The sequence below is a fragment of the Burkholderia sp. BCC0405 genome (assembly GCF_902833075.1).
Lineage (GTDB): Bacteria > Pseudomonadota > Gammaproteobacteria > Burkholderiales > Burkholderiaceae > Burkholderia.
In genome coordinates, this window is sequence record NZ_CADFEO010000002.1 from 414323 (window position 1) to 429401 (window position 15079).

15 protein-coding genes and 1 tRNA gene are annotated in these 15079 nt (G+C 64.8%); 13 read left to right on the forward strand and 3 right to left on the reverse strand.

The genetic code is table 11. The features are described 5' to 3' along the window. Positions 1-18: 18 nt before the first annotated feature. From HWX36_RS05035 to HWX36_RS05045, 3 genes are all read right to left on the reverse strand, one after another. A complete protein-coding gene (locus tag HWX36_RS05035; RefSeq protein ID WP_175951131.1) occupies positions 19-1569 on the reverse strand; it encodes a SulP family inorganic anion transporter in 1551 nt (516 codons plus the stop codon). Positions 1570-1605: 36 nt separating this feature from the next. Continuing rightward, positions 1606-2247: a carbonic anhydrase gene (locus HWX36_RS05040; protein ID WP_175951132.1), complete on the reverse strand. Its 642-nt coding sequence runs from the start codon at positions 2245-2247 to the stop codon at positions 1606-1608. Positions 2248-2629: 382 nt separating this feature from the next. Further along, on the reverse strand, positions 2630-3142 hold the full coding sequence (locus HWX36_RS05045) for a hypothetical protein (RefSeq protein ID WP_174915878.1): 513 nt from the start codon (positions 3140-3142) through the stop codon (positions 2630-2632). Positions 3143-3311: 169 nt separating this feature from the next. Here HWX36_RS05045 and HWX36_RS05050 point away from each other — a divergent pair, with 169 nt between their 5' ends. The 13 genes from HWX36_RS05050 to nuoF all read left to right on the forward strand — a co-directional run bounded on the left by HWX36_RS05050 (position 3312) and on the right by nuoF (position 15010). Then, positions 3312-4571, forward strand: a complete 1260-nt coding sequence (locus HWX36_RS05050; RefSeq protein ID WP_175951133.1) for a branched-chain amino acid ABC transporter substrate-binding protein — start codon at positions 3312-3314, stop codon at positions 4569-4571. 107 nt (positions 4572-4678) lie between these two features. Then, complete coding sequence (gene rpsO / locus HWX36_RS05055) at positions 4679-4948, forward strand: 30S ribosomal protein S15 (RefSeq protein ID WP_006398792.1); 270 nt, start codon at positions 4679-4681, stop codon at positions 4946-4948. Between the two features lie 290 nt (positions 4949-5238). Next, positions 5239-7386, forward strand: a complete 2148-nt coding sequence (gene pnp / locus HWX36_RS05060) for a polyribonucleotide nucleotidyltransferase (protein WP_175951134.1) — start codon at positions 5239-5241, stop codon at positions 7384-7386. 151 nt (positions 7387-7537) lie between these two features. Further along, positions 7538-8557, forward strand: coding sequence for an NAD(P)H-quinone oxidoreductase (locus HWX36_RS05065; protein ID WP_175951135.1), 1020 nt, complete (start codon positions 7538-7540; stop codon positions 8555-8557). Positions 8558-8698: 141 nt separating this feature from the next. Further along, positions 8699-9454 (forward strand): triose-phosphate isomerase, encoded by a 756-nt coding sequence (gene tpiA / locus HWX36_RS05070; protein WP_175951136.1) that lies wholly within the window; start codon positions 8699-8701, stop codon positions 9452-9454. A 72-nt stretch (positions 9455-9526) separates the two neighbouring features. Continuing rightward, entirely contained in the window at positions 9527-9904 is a 378-nt protein-coding gene (secG, locus tag HWX36_RS05075) for a preprotein translocase subunit SecG (RefSeq protein WP_011352700.1), read from the forward strand. A 112-nt stretch (positions 9905-10016) separates the two neighbouring features. After that, positions 10017-10101 (forward strand) — tRNA-Leu (locus HWX36_RS05080). Positions 10102-10255: 154 nt separating this feature from the next. Then, positions 10256-10615, forward strand: a complete 360-nt coding sequence (locus HWX36_RS05085; RefSeq protein ID WP_006398798.1) for an NADH-quinone oxidoreductase subunit A — start codon at positions 10256-10258, stop codon at positions 10613-10615. Between the two features lie 62 nt (positions 10616-10677). After that, positions 10678-11157, forward strand: a complete 480-nt coding sequence (locus HWX36_RS05090; RefSeq protein WP_006398799.1) for an NADH-quinone oxidoreductase subunit B — start codon at positions 10678-10680, stop codon at positions 11155-11157. Between the two features lie 21 nt (positions 11158-11178). Further along, positions 11179-11781 carry an NADH-quinone oxidoreductase subunit C gene (locus tag HWX36_RS05095; RefSeq protein WP_006478264.1) on the forward strand — a complete coding sequence of 201 codons (603 nt, stop codon included), beginning with the start codon at positions 11179-11181 and terminating at the stop codon, positions 11779-11781. Positions 11782-11790: 9 nt separating this feature from the next. Beyond that, on the forward strand, positions 11791-13044 hold the full coding sequence (locus HWX36_RS05100) for an NADH-quinone oxidoreductase subunit D (RefSeq protein WP_034184888.1): 1254 nt from the start codon (positions 11791-11793) through the stop codon (positions 13042-13044). A gap of 173 nt (positions 13045-13217) precedes the next feature. Next, positions 13218-13703 (forward strand): NADH-quinone oxidoreductase subunit NuoE, encoded by a 486-nt coding sequence (nuoE, locus tag HWX36_RS05105; protein ID WP_175951137.1) that lies wholly within the window; start codon positions 13218-13220, stop codon positions 13701-13703. Continuing rightward, the gene (gene nuoF / locus HWX36_RS05110; protein WP_175951138.1) at positions 13700-15010 is read left to right on the forward strand and encodes an NADH-quinone oxidoreductase subunit NuoF; all 1311 of its coding nucleotides are present in this window, start codon (positions 13700-13702) and stop codon (positions 15008-15010) included. The genes nuoE and nuoF overlap by 4 nt, the downstream gene beginning before the upstream one ends. Positions 15011-15079: the final 69 nt, after the last annotated feature.

The window sequence follows — 15079 nt, forward strand, 5'->3', positions numbered from 1 at the left end:
GCGTTTTTCATGCGTCGCTCATTCGGCGGCCGGCGCGCGGAACAGCCAGCGGCGCGTGGCCGTGCGCGGCGCCGGGCTGCGCCGCCGGAACTCGACCGCGATGCCGCGCTGCGGCGCATCGGCGACGAACGCGTCGAGCAGTTCGAGCACGTCGTGGTCGATGTAGTCGGCGCGCGTCGCGTCGATGATCACCGCGGCCCGGTCGGGAATGTGCCGCAGGTGGTGCTTGACCTGGACCTTGCCGAGAAACGACACGTCCTTGCGGAACGACAGCAGGAAGTGGTCGTCGTGCTGCGCGAGCGTGACGGGGCTCTTCAGGTTCGCGACGGCGACCGCCAGCACGCTGCAGGCAAGGCCGAGCGCGATGCCGAACAGCAGGTCGACCGCGAGCACGCCGGCAATCGTCGCGGCGAACGGCACGAACGCAGCCGGCCCCTGTTTCATCACCGAACGGAACAGCGCCGGTTTCGCGAGTTTGAAGCCGGTGTGGATCAGGATCGCGGCCAGGCTCGCGAGCGGGATCAGGTTGATCAGGCCGGTGAGCGCGAACACGCTCGCGAGCAGCAGCATCCCGTGCACGATTGCGGACATCCGGCTTTGCGCGCCCGCATTGACGTTCACCGAGCTGCGCACGATCACCGACGTGATCGGCAGCCCGCCGACCACGCCCGCGACGAGATTGCCGACGCCCTGGGCCTTGAGCTCGCGGTCGGGCTGGGTCGGCCGGCGCTTCGGGTCGATCTGCTCGACTGCTTCGAGGCTCAGCAGCGTCTCGAGGCTTGCGACGACCGCAAGCGTGATCGCGACGCGCCACACGTCCGGATTGACGAGCTGCGCGAAGTTCGGGCCGAGCTCCGCATGCTTGAGCGACGCCGCGAAGGCCGCGAACGATCCGAGTTCGGGCAGCGTCACGCGATGGGCGGCGCCCGGCGCAACCGACGGTGCGACGACGCTCAGCGCGAGCGTGGCGCCGATACCCAGCACGACCACGCCGAGCGGGGCCGGCACCGAGCGCACCAGCGCGAAGCGGCGCAGCGCGGGCGTGTCCCATGCGACCAGCAGTGCGAGTGACGCGAGCGCGATGGCTGTCGCGGCCCACGCGACCGGCAGGCCCGGCCAATTCGCAAACGATTGCGCGGCGGAGCCGCCGATGCCGAATGCGAACGGAATCTGCTTCAGGATCAGCAGGAGCCCGATCGCCGCGAGCATGCCCTTGATGACGGGCGACGGCACATAGGCGGCGAAACGGCCGGCGCGCAGCATGCCGAACCCGAATTGCAGTACGCCGGACAGCAGGACCGCGAGCAGGAACGCGGAAAAGCTGCCGAGTTGCGCGATCCCTTCGACGACGATCACGACGAGGCCGGCGGCCGGCCCGCTGACGGACAGCGACGAGCCGCTCAGCAGCGCGACGACGATGCCGCCGACGATGCCGGACACGAGCCCGGCGAATGGCTCGACGCCGGAAGCATTGGCGATGCCGAGACACAGCGGCAGCGCGACGAGGAAAACGACAACGCCGGCGACGATGTCGCGCGGCAGGGTGGACAGGCGCTCGTTCAGTTTCATGGTTGGGGCGATTTCATTGGCTTGGGGCGGGGTAGGTCAACCGAGCGCGCCGGCCGTCGCGGCCTGCACGGATTCGACGTCGACGGCCGGCGTGGTGTAGCCGGAATCGAGTTCCTGCAGGCGGCCGTCGGCGAGGGAAAAGATCCAGCCGTGCACGAGCGGCGGCCGTTCGCGGCCGTGCACGATCGGGGACGCGCGCAGCAGCCGTACCTGTTCCAGCACGTTGAGTTCGGCGAGGCGGTCTGCGGCGGCCGTGTCGTCGAGCCCGTCCAGCGCGTCGCGATGGCGCCGCGCGAGCGCGCACAGCGGCGCGATGCGGCGTGCGACGTGCGGCAGGTCGGCTGGTGGCGGCAGCAGCGATGCGCGTACGCCGCCGCATCCGTAGTGCCCGCACACGATCACGTGGTCGACCTGCAACACCCGCACCGCGTACTCGAGCACGCTGGCGGAATTGTCGTCGTCGGGATGGAACAGGTTCGCGATGTTGCGATGGACGAACAGCTCGCCGGGCGCGCAGTGCGTGATGGTTTCGGCCGGCACGCGGCTGTCGGCGCAGCCGATCCACAGCACGCGCGGGTTTTGGCCGCGCGCGAGCGCGTCGAAGAAGCCGGGCGTATATTCACGCGTTTCGCGGGCCCAGGCGATGTTGGCAACCAGCATGCTCTTGGGGCGATTCATGAGGACTCCTTTGTGATGAAGGCAAACGGATATCGGCAGAAATGACGCAATGACATTCTTTCTAAATTGAAAGGTTGGGTTTCGACTGATATTAGGGGTATGCCCTAGCACTTCGGGTGGCTTGAAACAATTTGTTTCAAATTGATTTGGCGTAGTGCATTGCACGCACCAATTCACCGCATGACATGCACCGCGCATGCGTGTTTGCGCGGAAAGGCCCGCATGACAGGGATGTCAGCGTGGTGCCATCGGAATGTCACCGATCGGAAAAGATTTCCGCCGAATTTTCCGAATTAATAGAGAGGCGGGAAAAAGGAAATGGCCATTCACGCAATGATTCGTGAATGGCCACGGTGAAAATTGCGCGTAAATGCGTAATCGGTCAGAACAGGTTGCGGCGGTCGGGGTCGTGCAGCGGGTCGGGCGTTTTCTGCGTGATACGCAGGATGCCCTGCGGATCGAAGTAGAAGCTGTACATCATGTACCAGACGTTGTCCTCGAGATACCGGTAGGTCCACACCTCGCGCTTCATCAGCGGGAAGTAGGACGTCTCGACGGGGCGTCCGAAGTTGACGAGGACGTCGGTCTTCGTCCATTTGCCGATCTCTGCGCGATAGAACTCGTTCGGCTGCAGGACCTGGCGCACGTTGACGATCTTGTGGGCCGCGTCGACGTCGGCCGCGATGGTGATTTCTCCCATCGGCTGGGTCGGCCACATCAGGCGCTTGCCGCCGCCGGGCAGGTCGTAGATCTCGCGCGGCGGGCCCATGCGTGCGACGATCGCCGACTCGTCCTGGCCGGCCTGGTATTGCTGCCACGGTTGCGCGCAACCGGCCAGCAGCGCGGCGGCGCTGGCGAGCAGTACCGGCAGGCGCGCGGAAATGCGAATGCGCATGGGGATTCTCCAGAACACGGAAACAAGTCCCGTTTTATCACGGACGGCGCGCGACCGCGCATCGCACGGAAAAAATCGGTACGGATCGCCGGGCGCGTCGCGCTTGCGGGCGGCGGGGGCGTCGGCCTATGATCCGCGCTTCTCGGGCAGATTGAAGGGCAGGTGGCCGATGCAGGGGTGGAAGCGGTGTGCGCTCGCATTGAGCGCGGGGTGGATGCTGGCGTCGTCCGCGTTTGCCGGCGGCGAGCCGGTGCGGATCGCGCTGATCGAGGGGATGTCGGGCCCGTTCGCGAATGCGGGCGCGGCGGTCGAGCGCAACCTGCGCTTCGGCGTCGAGCAGGTCAACGCGGCGGGCGGCGTGAAGTTGCGCGACGGCGCCCATCCGCTCGAACTCGTCGTGCTCGACAGCAAGGGCAGCCCCGAGGAAGCGCTCGTGCAGTTGCGCGCGGCCGCGGACCGCCATATCGGGTTCGTCGCGCAGGGCAACAGTTCGGCCGTCGCAGCCGCGCTGGTCGCGGCGCTCGACAAGCTGAACGCGCGCGATCCGGACAGCCGGACGCTGTTCCTCAACTATTCGGCCGACGATCCGGCGCTGACCGGGGCGCGCTGCAGTTTCTGGCATTTCCGCTTCGATGCGCACGCGGGCATGCGGATGGCCGCGCTCGCGGACGTGATGGCGCGCGACCGCGCGCTCCACAAGGTCTACCTGCTGAATCAGGACTACAGTTTCGGCCACGACGTCAGCGCGCTTGCACGGCAGGCGCTGGCCGCGCGGCGCCCGGACGTGGCGATCGCCGGCAACGAATTCCACCCGATCGGGCGAATCAAGGATTTCTCGCCGTACATCGCGAAGATCCGCGCGAGCGGCGCCGACGCCGTCGTCACCGGGAACTGGGGCAACGACCTCACGCTGCTCGTGAAGGCGGCGCGCGAGCAGGGGTTGAATGCGAAGTTCTATACCTTCTACGGCAACAGCCTGGGCGCGCCGGCCGCACTCGGCGATGCCGGCGTCGGGCGGGTCGTGGCCGTGGCGGACTGGCACCCGAACGCGGGCGGCGCGAAATCCGACGCGTTCTACCGCGCGTTCCGGAACCGCTTTCCGGCCGCCCAGGACGACTACCCGGTGCGACGGATGAGCCTGATGATCGAGATGCTGGCCGCCGCGATGAACCGCGCGGGTTCGGCCGACCCCGTCGCGGTCGCGCGCGCGCTGGAGGGCCTGTCGTTCGACGACGGCTTCCACGCGTCGCGGATGCGGGCGCAGGATCATCAATTGATCCAGCCCCTTTACGTGATGGAGATGGACAAGGTCGGCACGCCGGGCGTGCGCTTCGACAACGAGGGTTCGGGCTACGGCTTCCGGACGGTGCTTGCGGTGCCGGCGCAGCGCACCGAGATGCCGTCCGCCTGCTCGATGACGCGCCCGTGACAGGAGGCGGTAAGAACGGCGCGGAGTTGTGCTACAATGCGCGCCGGTTGTAAGTCACGGCACGGCCATTCTTCCGTGTCCGCCTGTTCAGTTAGAAAGGAAATCACATGTCTGTTGCAGATATCAAGAAGTCGGAAGTTGTTGCTCAGTTCGCCCGCGGTACCAACGACACGGGGTCGCCCGAAGTCCAGGTCGCACTGCTGACCGCACGTATCGTCGAACTGACGGGTCACTTCAAGACCCACGCGAAGGATCACCACAGCCGCCGCGGCCTGCTGCGCATGGTGAGCCGCCGCCGCAAGCTGCTCGACTACCTCAAGGGCAAGGATGCCGACCGTTACCGCGCACTGATCGAGAAGCTGGGTCTGCGTAAGTAATCGAGGCGATTGCCGCCAGCAAGATGCCTGTGTCAGTCCGCTGATACAGGCATTTTGTTTTTGCGCGGTGCGTAGCGTCACGCGCACCGCAGGCTGTCCGGCACGCAGGTGCGGGGCCGCCGCAACGACCGATACCGGGGCAGGATTTGTGTCATTCCAGCGCGTTGCTGCACGAGCGCCGCGCTGGAATGGCATAAAAAACACACCTTGCTCCGGGTGATTCGGTCGGGACGCCGCCGCGCGGGATGGCCGGCGCGGCGAATGAAATGCATGAATTCAAAGGAGCAACCATGTCCATGTTCAACAAGGTCGTGAAGGAATTCCAGTGGGGCCAGCACAAGGTGCGCCTCGAAACCGGTGAAGTCGCTCGCCAGGCAAGTGGCGCCGTGATCGTCGACGTCGAAGACACCGTCGTGCTGGCAACCGTCGTCGGCGCGAAGTCGGCGAAGCCGGGCCAGGATTTCTTCCCGCTGACCGTCGACTACCTCGAGAAGACCTACTCGGCCGGCAAGATCCCGGGCGGCTTCTTCCGTCGCGAAGGCCGTCCGTCGGAGCACGAGACGCTGACGTCGCGCCTGATCGACCGTCCGCTGCGCCCGCTGTTCCCGGAAGGCTTCTACAACGAAGTCCAGGTCGTGATCCACGTGCTGTCCGTGAATCCGGAAATCCCGGCGGACATCCCCGCGCTGATCGGCGCATCGGCTGCGCTCGCCGTGTCGGGCCTGCCGTTCAACGGCCCGGTCGGCGCCGCACGCGTTGCCTACATCGACGACGCATACGTGCTGAACCCGACGCGTGACCAGATCAAGGCATCGAGCCTCGACCTCGTCGTCGCGGGCACGGAACGTGCCGTGCTGATGGTCGAATCGGAAGCCGATCAACTGTCGGAAGACGTGATGCTGGGCGCCGTGGTGTTCGGCCACGAGCAGATGCAGGTCGCGATCGACGCGATCCACGAACTGGTGCGCGAAGGCGGCAAGCCCGAGTGGGACTGGCAGCCGGCACCGAAGAACGAAGCGCTGATCGCGCGCGTGACCGAGCTGGCACAGAACGACCTGCTCGCTGCCTACCAGCTCCGCGACAAGCAGGCACGCTCGGCGAAGCTGAAGGAAGTCTACGCAGCAACCTCGGCGAAGCTCGAGGAAGACGCACAGGCGGCCGGTACGGTCGCGGCGGACAAGGCAACCGTCGGCAACGTGCTGTTCGACATCGAAGCCAAGATCGTCCGTTCGCAGATCCTGAACGGCGAGCCGCGCATCGACGGCCGCGACACGCGCACCGTGCGCCCGATCGAAATCCGCACCGGCGTGCTGCCGCGTACCCACGGCTCGGCGCTGTTCACGCGCGGCGAGACGCAGGCGCTGGTCGTCGCGACGCTCGGCACGAAGGGCGACGAGCAGATCATCGATGCGCTCGAAGGCGAGTACCGCGAGCGCTTCATGCTCCACTACAACATGCCCCCGTTCGCGACCGGCGAAACGGGCCGCGTCGGCTCGCCGAAGCGCCGCGAAATCGGTCACGGCCGTCTCGCGAAGCGTGCGCTGGTCAAGTGCCTGCCGAGCGCCGATGAATTCGGCTACTCGATTCGCGTCGTGTCGGAAATCACCGAATCGAACGGTTCGTCGTCGATGGCATCGGTGTGCGGCGGCTGTCTCGCGCTGATGGACGCCGGCGTGCCGATGAAGGCGCACGTCGCGGGTATCGCGATGGGCCTGATCCTCGAAGGCAACAAGTTCGCGGTGCTGACCGACATCCTCGGCGACGAAGATCACCTCGGTGACATGGACTTCAAGGTGGCCGGTACGGAGCAAGGCGTGACGGCGCTGCAGATGGACATCAAGATCCAGGGCATCACGAAGGAAATCATGCAGGTTGCGCTCGCGCAGGCGAAGGAAGGCCGCATGCACATCCTCGGCAAGATGACGCAAGCCGTTTCCGGCGCGAACACGCAACTGTCGGAATTCGCTCCGCGCATGATCACGATCAAGATCAACCCGGAAAAGATCCGCGACGTGATCGGCAAGGGCGGTTCGGTGATCCGTGCGCTGACGGAAGAAACCGGCACGACCATCGACATCTCCGACGACGGCGTCGTGACGATCGCAAGCACGAACAGCGACGGCATGGCCGAAGCGAAGAAGCGCATCGAGAACATCACGGCCGAAATCGAAGTCGGCCAGGTGTACGAAGGCACGGTTCTGAAGCTGCTCGATTTCGGCGCGATCGTGAACCTGCTGCCGGGCAAGGATGGTCTGCTGCACATCTCGGAAATCGTCAACGAGCGTGTGAAGGACATCAACGACTACCTGAAGGAAGGCCAGCAAGTGAAGGTCAAGGTCATCCAGACGGACGAAAAGGGTCGCGTGCGTCTGTCGGCGAAGGCGCTGCTGAATGAAGCAGCGGCGGCGCCGCAGTCGGACACGCCGCCGCAGCAGTAAGCGGGCAGGCGGATCAACGGCCGGCAGTGCGAAAGCGTGCCGGCCGTTTTTTCTGTAGCATCGTTGTGCGGCGCAGCAGCGCCGGCCGGGCGCCCGTGCCGCGTGCGGGCGCGTCATCCGATTCCGACCTGATCCTGGAGCGACCACCACCATGAAAGCCATCGAAATCACCGAATTCGGTGCCCCCGACGTGCTGAAGCTTGCGGAGCGTTCGCGCCCCGAACCGAAGCGCGGCGAAGTGCTGATCAAGGTGGCGGCTTCCGGTGTGAACCGGCCCGACGTGTTCCAGCGCAAGGGCGCGTATGCGCCGCCGCCGGGTGCATCGGATCTGCCGGGCCTCGAGGTCGCGGGCGAGATCGTCGGCGGCGATCTGTCGGACGCCGCGCTGAATCCGTTCGGCCTGAAGCTCGGCGATCGCGTGTGCGCGTTGCTCGCGGGCGGCGGCTATGCCGAGTATGCGGTCGCACCGCTGCCGCAATGCCTGCCGGTGCCCGGCGGGCTCACCGATATCGAGGCCGCGTCGCTGCCCGAAACGTTTTTCACGGTGTGGAGCAACGTGTTCGACCGCGCGCAGCTCGGCGCGGGAGAGGGGGGCGAGCAGGAAACGCTGCTCGTGCAGGGCGGCTCGAGCGGCATCGGCGTGACGGCAATCCAGATCGCGCATGCGCTCGGTTTTCGCGTGTTCGCGACGGCCGGCACCGCCGACAAATGCCGCGCGTGCGAGGCGCTCGGCGCCGAACGCGCGATCAACTACAAGACCGAAGACTTCGTCGAGGTCGTGAAGTCGCTGACGCACGATCGCGGCGTCGACGTGATCCTCGACATGGTGGCGGGCTCGTACGTGCCGCGCGAACTGTCCGCGCTCGCGGATGGCGGCCGTCTCGTGCTGATCGCGCTGCTCGGCGGCGCGAAGGCCGATGTCAACCTGGGCGAGATCCTGCGTCGCCGGCTGACGATCACGGGTTCGACGCTGCGCCCGCGTCCGGTCGAGTTCAAGGCGCAGATCGCCGCGCAACTGAAGGCGCGCGTGTGGCCGCTGCTTGCCGACGGCCGCATCAAGCCGGTGATCTATCGCGTATTGCCGGCTGCGGACGCCGCGCAGGCGCACGCGCTGATGGAAAGCAGCGAGCACACCGGCAAGATCGTGCTCGATTGGGGTACGAACGCCTGACGGCCCGTGCGGCCGGGCTTGACATGCGCGGTTTGACCGGTTCAAGCCGCGCGCAGTAAAATCGCGGGTTTGCTTCGCCAGATCAAACCTGACGGCCGGATTCCGGCGCGTTAATGACCAAGCGGTGACGAGACAGACACGATGTCGAAACAGAGAACTAAGCGTGTGATCGGCAACTGGAAGATGCACGGCCGGCTGGCCGGCAACCAGGCGTTGCTGAACGAAGTGGTGCAGGGCGCGGGCGCGGTGGCGGCCGAAACGTCGGTCGGCGTGTGCGTGCCGTTCCCGTATCTCGCGCAGGTTCAGGCGCAACTCGACGGCGGCCGTGTCGCGTGGGGTGTGCAGGACGTGTCGGCGCACGAGCAGGGCGCGTTCACCGGTGAAGTGGCGGCCGCGATGGTCGCGGAGTTCGGCGCACGCTATGCGATCGTCGGTCACTCGGAGCGCCGCGCGTATCACGGCGAACGCAACGAGACGGTTGCGGCGAAGACGCAGCGCGCGCTCGCTGCGGGGCTCACGCCGGTCGTGTGCGTTGGCGAGACGCTCGACGAGCGCGAGTCGGGTGCGACCGAGCAGGTGGTCGGTGCGCAGCTCGACGCGGTGCTGGCCGTGCTGACCGCGCAAGAGGCTGCGCGCATCGTCGTCGCGTACGAGCCGGTCTGGGCGATCGGCACGGGCAAGAGCGCGACGTCGGCGCAGGCGCAGGACGTACACGCGTTCCTGCGTGCGCGTCTCGCGGCAAAGGGTGCGGCGGACGTGTCCGTGCTGTACGGCGGCAGCGTGAAGCCGGACAACGCGGAAGAGCTGTTTGCGCAGCCGGACATCGACGGCGGCCTGATCGGCGGCGCGTCGCTGAAGGCGGAAGATTTCCTGGCGATCTGCCGGGCCGCACGTTGAGCGGTCTGCGATCGAATTGAACCATGACGGCGGCCGGTCGGTCCGGTCGCCTGATCCATTCGGGTGGGTGTGATGCTGTTATTCAAGACGCTGATTATTGTGGTGCAGGTGCTGTCTGCACTCGGTGTGATTGGTCTCGTGCTGTTGCAGCACGGCAAGGGGGCGGACATGGGCGCTGCGTTCGGCAGCGGCGCGTCGGGCAGCCTGTTCGGTGCAACGGGCTCGGCGAACTTCCTGTCGCGTACGACGGGCATTCTCGCGACGATCTTCTTTGTCGCGACGCTCGCGCTGACGTACCTCGGTTCGTACAAGTCGACGCCGTCGGCGGGCGTGCTGGGTGGGGTCGCGACCGCACCGGCATCCGCGCCTGCAGCATCGGCGCCGGCTGTTGCGGCATCCGCTGCGGCAGGTTCGGCTGCAAGCGCGCCGGGCCAGGACGTCCCGAAATAAAAAGTTAAAATTTTTGCGGTTGTGCGTTGAACAATTCCGGAAGTCAGGTTAGAATTTAATTCTTGAAGCGATTCGCGGGAAACAAGTAGTTACAACCCCGGTTGCATGCAGTGCCGACGTGGTGAAATTGGTAGACACGCTATCTTGAGGGGGTAGTGGCGAAAGCTGTGCGAGTTCGAGTCTCGCCGTCGGCACCAAAGTTACTCAATGCCAGCCGCTTCTAGTGGCTGGCATTTTTCATTTCTGGGGTGTGCTTGCGGTTGTCTTGCGATCGCATGCACTCCGAAATGATTCCTTCCGCCGGATGGTGGTATTCTCCGGACGCTCAGAACCAACCGATAGAGGATTGCCTTGAACCTCGCAGCCTATTACCCCGTCTTGTTGTTCCTTCTCGTGGGCACTGGTTTAGGTATAGCGCTGGTCAGCATCGGCAAGCTCCTTGGTCCCAACAAGCCGGACGTCGAGAAGAACGCACCGTACGAGTGCGGCTTCGAGGCCTTTGAAGACGCCCGGATGAAATTCGACGTCCGGTACTACCTCGTCGCTATCCTGTTCATCATCTTCGATCTCGAAACCGCATTCCTGTTTCCGTGGGGCGTCGCGCTCCGGGATATCGGCTGGCCGGGTTTCATCGCAATGATGATTTTTCTGCTCGAATTCCTGCTGGGCTTTGCCTATATCTGGAAGAAAGGCGGCCTCGACTGGGAGTGATGGGTTAATCGCCGGTTTGCATGGGCGGCCACGCTCGGTCGCTCGTCTGGAGTGGAAAGCAAATGAGTATCGAAGGGGTCTTGAAGGAAGGGTTTGTCACCACGACGGCTGACAAGCTGATCAACTGGACGCGTACCGGCTCGCTGTGGCCGATGACGTTCGGGCTCGCGTGTTGCGCCGTCGAAATGATGCATGCGGGCGCGGCCCGTTACGACCTGGACCGGTTCGGCGTCGTGTTCCGCCCGAGTCCGCGTCAGTCGGACGTGATGATCGTCGCTGGCACGCTCTGCAACAAGATGGCGCCCGCGCTGCGTCGCGTGTACGACCAGATGGCCGAGCCGCGCTGGGTGATCTCGATGGGATCGTGCGCGAACGGCGGCGGCTACTACCATTACTCGTACTCGGTGGTCCGTGGCTGCGACCGGATCGTGCCGGTCGACGTCTACGTGCCGGGCTGTCCGCCCACGGCCGAGGCGTTGGTCTACGGCGTGATCCAGCTTCAGGCGAAGATCCGCCGCACCAATACCATCGCCCGTCAATAAAGCCCCGAGCGTCCCCTCAATATGGCAAGCAAAATCGAGACCCTCAAGGCAAACCTCGAAGCCGCGCTCGGCGCGCGCGTGGTGAGCCTCACCGAAGCGATCGGTGAACTGACGCTCGTCGTGAAGGCGAGCGATTACCTCGAAGTCGCAAAGACACTGCGCGACGATCCGAAGCTCCGTTTCGAGCAGCTGATCGACCTGTGTGGCGTCGACTACCAGACCTTCGGCGACGGCGCCTACGACGGCCCGCGTTTCGCGGCCGTGTCGCACCTGCTGTCGGTCACGAACAACTGGCGCCTGCGCCTGCGCGCATTCGCGCCGGACGACGACCTGCCGATCGTGGCATCGCTGGTCGACATCTGGACCTCCGCGAACTGGTACGAGCGCGAAGCGTTCGACCTGTACGGCATCGTGTTCGAAGGCCACCCCGACCTGCGCCGCATCCTCACCGACTACGGCTTCATCGGCCACCCGTTCCGCAAGGACTTCCCGGTGTCGGGTTATGTCGAAATGCGTTACGACCCGGAAGAGAAGCGGGTCGTGTACCAGCCGGTGACGATCGAGCCGCGCGAAATCACGCCGCGCGTGATCCGCGAGGATCGCTATGGCGGTCTGAAACATTAAGGGGGCGTCATGGCAGAAATCAAGAACTACACGCTCAACTTCGGCCCGCAGCACCCGGCAGCGCACGGCGTGCTGCGCCTCGTGCTCGAGCTCGACGGCGAAGTCATCCAGCGCGCCGATCCGCACATCGGCCTGCTGCACCGCGCGACCGAAAAACTCGCGGAATCCAAGACGTTCATCCAGTCCGTGCCGTACATGGACCGTCTCGACTACGTGTCGATGATGGTCAACGAGCACGGCTACGTGCTCGCGATCGAAAAGCTGCTCGGCATCGACGTGCCGGAGCGTGCACAGTACATCCGCGTGCTGTTCGACGAAATCACGCGTGTGCTGAACCACCTGATGTGGATCGGTGCGCACGCGCTCGACGTCGGCGCGATGGCCGTGTTCCTGTACGCGTTCCGCGAACGCGAAGACCTGATGGACGTGTACGAAGCGGTGTCCGGCGCCCGGATGCACGCGGCGTACTATCGTCCGGGCGGCGTCTACCGCGACCTGCCTGACGCAATGCCGCAATACAAGGCGTCGAAGATTCGCAACGAGAAGGCGCTCGCGAAGATGAACGAAGCGCGCAGCGGCTCGGTGCTCGACTTCATCGACGACTTCTTCACGCGCTTCCCGAAGTGCGTCGACGAATACGAAACGCTGCTCACCGACAACCGGATCTGGAAACAGCGTCTGGTCGGGATCGGCGTTGTCAGCCCGGAACGTGCGCTGCAGATGGGCCTGACGGGCCCGATGCTGCGCGGCTCGGGCATCGCCTGGGATCTGCGCAAGAAGCAACCGTACGAAGTGTACGATCGCATGGATTTCGACGTGCCGGTCGGCGTGAACGGCGATTGCTACGACCGCTATCTGGTGCGCGTCGAAGAAATGCGCCAGTCGATCCGCATCGCGAAACAGTGTATTGAGTGGCTCCGCAAGAATCCGGGCCCGGTGATGACGGACAATCACAAGGTTGCACCGCCGTCGCGCGTCGGCATGAAGACCAACATGGAAGACTTGATTCACCACTTCAAGCTCTTCACCGAAGGTTTCCATGTGCCGGAAGGCGAAGCGTACGCGGCGGTCGAGCATCCGAAGGGTGAGTTCGGCATCTACCTCGTGTCGGATGGTGCGAACAAGCCGTATCGCCTCAAGATTCGCGCACCGGGTTTCGCTCACCTGGCGTCGCTCGACGAAATGGCGCGCGGTCACATGATCGCCGACGCCGTCACGATCATCGGTACGCAGGACATCGTGTTCGGCGAAATCGATCGCTAATGGTTGCGCTTGCCCGCGAGAGCGGGCGGCGAGCAGTAAGTCACACGCGATGCGCGCTGAACCGGCGCGGCTTCGCAAGCTGTCAACAGAGTGAGCGCCAGGTCTGCCGTCCATGCACCCCAGTGTGCGGCAGGTTGTTCGTTCGGTAGGAATTGAAAGAGTCGTGTCTGAAAATGATCTCAGCTGAAGGCCTGAAGGAAATCGATCGAGCGTTGACGAAGTATCCCGCCGATCAGAAACAGTCCGCCGTGATGTCGGCGTTGGCCGTTGCTCAGGAAGAGCACGGCTGGCTGTCGCCCGAACTGATGCAGTTCGTTGCGGACTATCTCGGCATGCCGGCCGTTGCCGTGCAGGAAGTCGCGACGTTCTACACGATGTACGAGCTCAACCCGGTCGGCAAGCACAAGATCACGCTCTGCACGAACCTGCCGTGCCAGCTGGGCCCGGACGGTGGCGCTGAAGCGACTGCCGACTACCTGAAACAGAAGCTGGGCATCGGCTTCGGCGAGACCACGCCCGACGGCAAGTTCACGCTGAAGGAAGGCGAATGCATGGGCTCGTGCGGCGATGCGCCGGTACTGCTGGTGAACAATCACAGAATGTGCAGCTTCATGAGCCGCGACAAGATCGACCAGCTGCTTGAGGAGCTCTCGAAATGACGTCCCTCCACGACCGTCACATCAAACCGCTGATCCTCGCTGGTCTGAACGGCGAGAACTGGCATCTCGAGGATTACGTTGCGCGCGGCGGCTACAAGCAGCTGCGCCGCATTCTCGACGAAAAGATTCCGCCCGAGCAGGTGATCGCCGACGTTAAGGCGTCGGGCCTGCGTGGCCGTGGCGGTGCAGGCTTCCCGACCGGCCTGAAGTGGAGCTTCATGCCGCGCCAGTTCCCGGGGCAGAAGTATCTCGTCTGCAACTCGGACGAAGGCGAGCCGGGCACGTTCAAGGATCGCGACATCCTGCGCTGGAACCCGCACGCGCTGATCGAAGGCATGGCCATCGGCGCGTACGCGATGGGCATCACCGTCGGGTACAACTACATCCACGGCGAAATCTTCGAAGTGTATCGGCGCTTCGAAGCCGCGCTCGATGAGGCGCGCGCTGCCGGGTTCCTCGGCGACAACATCATGGGCTCGGAATTCTCGTTCCAGCTGCACGCGCACCACGGTTACGGCGCGTACATCTGCGGCGAGGAAACGGCACTGCTCGAGTCGCTCGAAGGCAAGAAGGGCCAGCCGCGCTTCAAGCCGCCGTTCCCGGCGAGCTTCGGCGTGTACGGCAAGCCCACCACGATCAACAACACCGAGACGTTCGCGGCGGTGCCGTTCCTGCTGTCCATCGGGCCGCAGAATTACCTCGAGATCGGCAAGCCGAACAACGGCGGCACGAAGATTTTCTCGGTGTCGGGCGACGTCGAGCGTCCGGGCAACTATGAAGTGCCGCTCGGCACGCCGTTCGCGACGCTGATGGAGCTTGCCGGCGGGATGCGCGGCGGCAAGAAGATCAAGGCCGTGATTCCGGGCGGTTCGTCGGCGCCGGTGATCCCGGGCGACATCATGATGCAGACGGATCTCGACTACGATTCGATCGCGAAGGCGGGCTCGATGCTCGGTTCCGGCGCGGTGATCGTGATGGACGAGACGCGCTGCATGGTGCGCTCGCTGCTGCGCCTGTCGTACTTCTACTACGAGGAATCGTGCGGCCAGTGCACGCCGTGCCGCGAAGGCACCGGCTGGCTGTATCGCGTCGTGAACCGTATCGAGCACGGCGAAGGCCGCCAGGAAGATCTGGACCTGCTGAACTCGGTCGCCGAGAACATCATGGGCCGCACGATCTGTGCGCTCGGCGATGCGGCGGCGATGCCGGTACGCGGGATGCTCAAGCACTACTGGGACGAATTCGCGTACCACGTCGAGCACAAGCACTGCATGGTCGGCGGCCACGCGCACGCGGCGGCTGCCTGAAGCGAACCCGGTTGCGGAATTTGAGCGCACGGTCGGGCGAAGGCGCGAACGGGCGGAAATAGGTTAAGG

Excerpts from the sequence above, each read along its gene's own strand:
- rpsO (WP_006398792.1), top strand. The coding sequence starts at position 4,679 with ATGTCTGTTGCAGATATCAAGAAGTCGGAAGTTGTTGCTCAGTTCGCC.
- HWX36_RS05100 (WP_034184888.1), top strand. The coding sequence starts at position 11,791 with ATGGCAGAAATCAAGAACTACACGCTCAACTTCGGCCCGCAGCACCCG.
- HWX36_RS05040 (WP_175951132.1), bottom strand. The coding sequence starts at position 2,247 with ATGAATCGCCCCAAGAGCATGCTGGTTGCCAACATCGCCTGGGCCCGC.
- HWX36_RS05045 (WP_174915878.1), bottom strand. The coding sequence starts at position 3,142 with ATGCGCATTCGCATTTCCGCGCGCCTGCCGGTACTGCTCGCCAGCGCC.
- HWX36_RS05050 (WP_175951133.1), top strand. The coding sequence starts at position 3,312 with ATGCAGGGGTGGAAGCGGTGTGCGCTCGCATTGAGCGCGGGGTGGATG.
- HWX36_RS05095 (WP_006478264.1), top strand. The coding sequence starts at position 11,179 with ATGGCAAGCAAAATCGAGACCCTCAAGGCAAACCTCGAAGCCGCGCTC.
- HWX36_RS05035 (WP_175951131.1), bottom strand. The coding sequence starts at position 1,569 with ATGAAACTGAACGAGCGCCTGTCCACCCTGCCGCGCGACATCGTCGCC.
- nuoE (WP_175951137.1), top strand. The coding sequence starts at position 13,218 with ATGATCTCAGCTGAAGGCCTGAAGGAAATCGATCGAGCGTTGACGAAG.
- HWX36_RS05065 (WP_175951135.1), top strand. The coding sequence starts at position 7,538 with ATGAAAGCCATCGAAATCACCGAATTCGGTGCCCCCGACGTGCTGAAG.
- secG (WP_011352700.1), top strand. The coding sequence starts at position 9,527 with ATGCTGTTATTCAAGACGCTGATTATTGTGGTGCAGGTGCTGTCTGCA.
- pnp (WP_175951134.1), top strand. The coding sequence starts at position 5,239 with ATGTCCATGTTCAACAAGGTCGTGAAGGAATTCCAGTGGGGCCAGCAC.
- tpiA (WP_175951136.1), top strand. The coding sequence starts at position 8,699 with ATGTCGAAACAGAGAACTAAGCGTGTGATCGGCAACTGGAAGATGCAC.
- HWX36_RS05090 (WP_006398799.1), top strand. The coding sequence starts at position 10,678 with ATGAGTATCGAAGGGGTCTTGAAGGAAGGGTTTGTCACCACGACGGCT.
- nuoF (WP_175951138.1), top strand. The coding sequence starts at position 13,700 with ATGACGTCCCTCCACGACCGTCACATCAAACCGCTGATCCTCGCTGGT.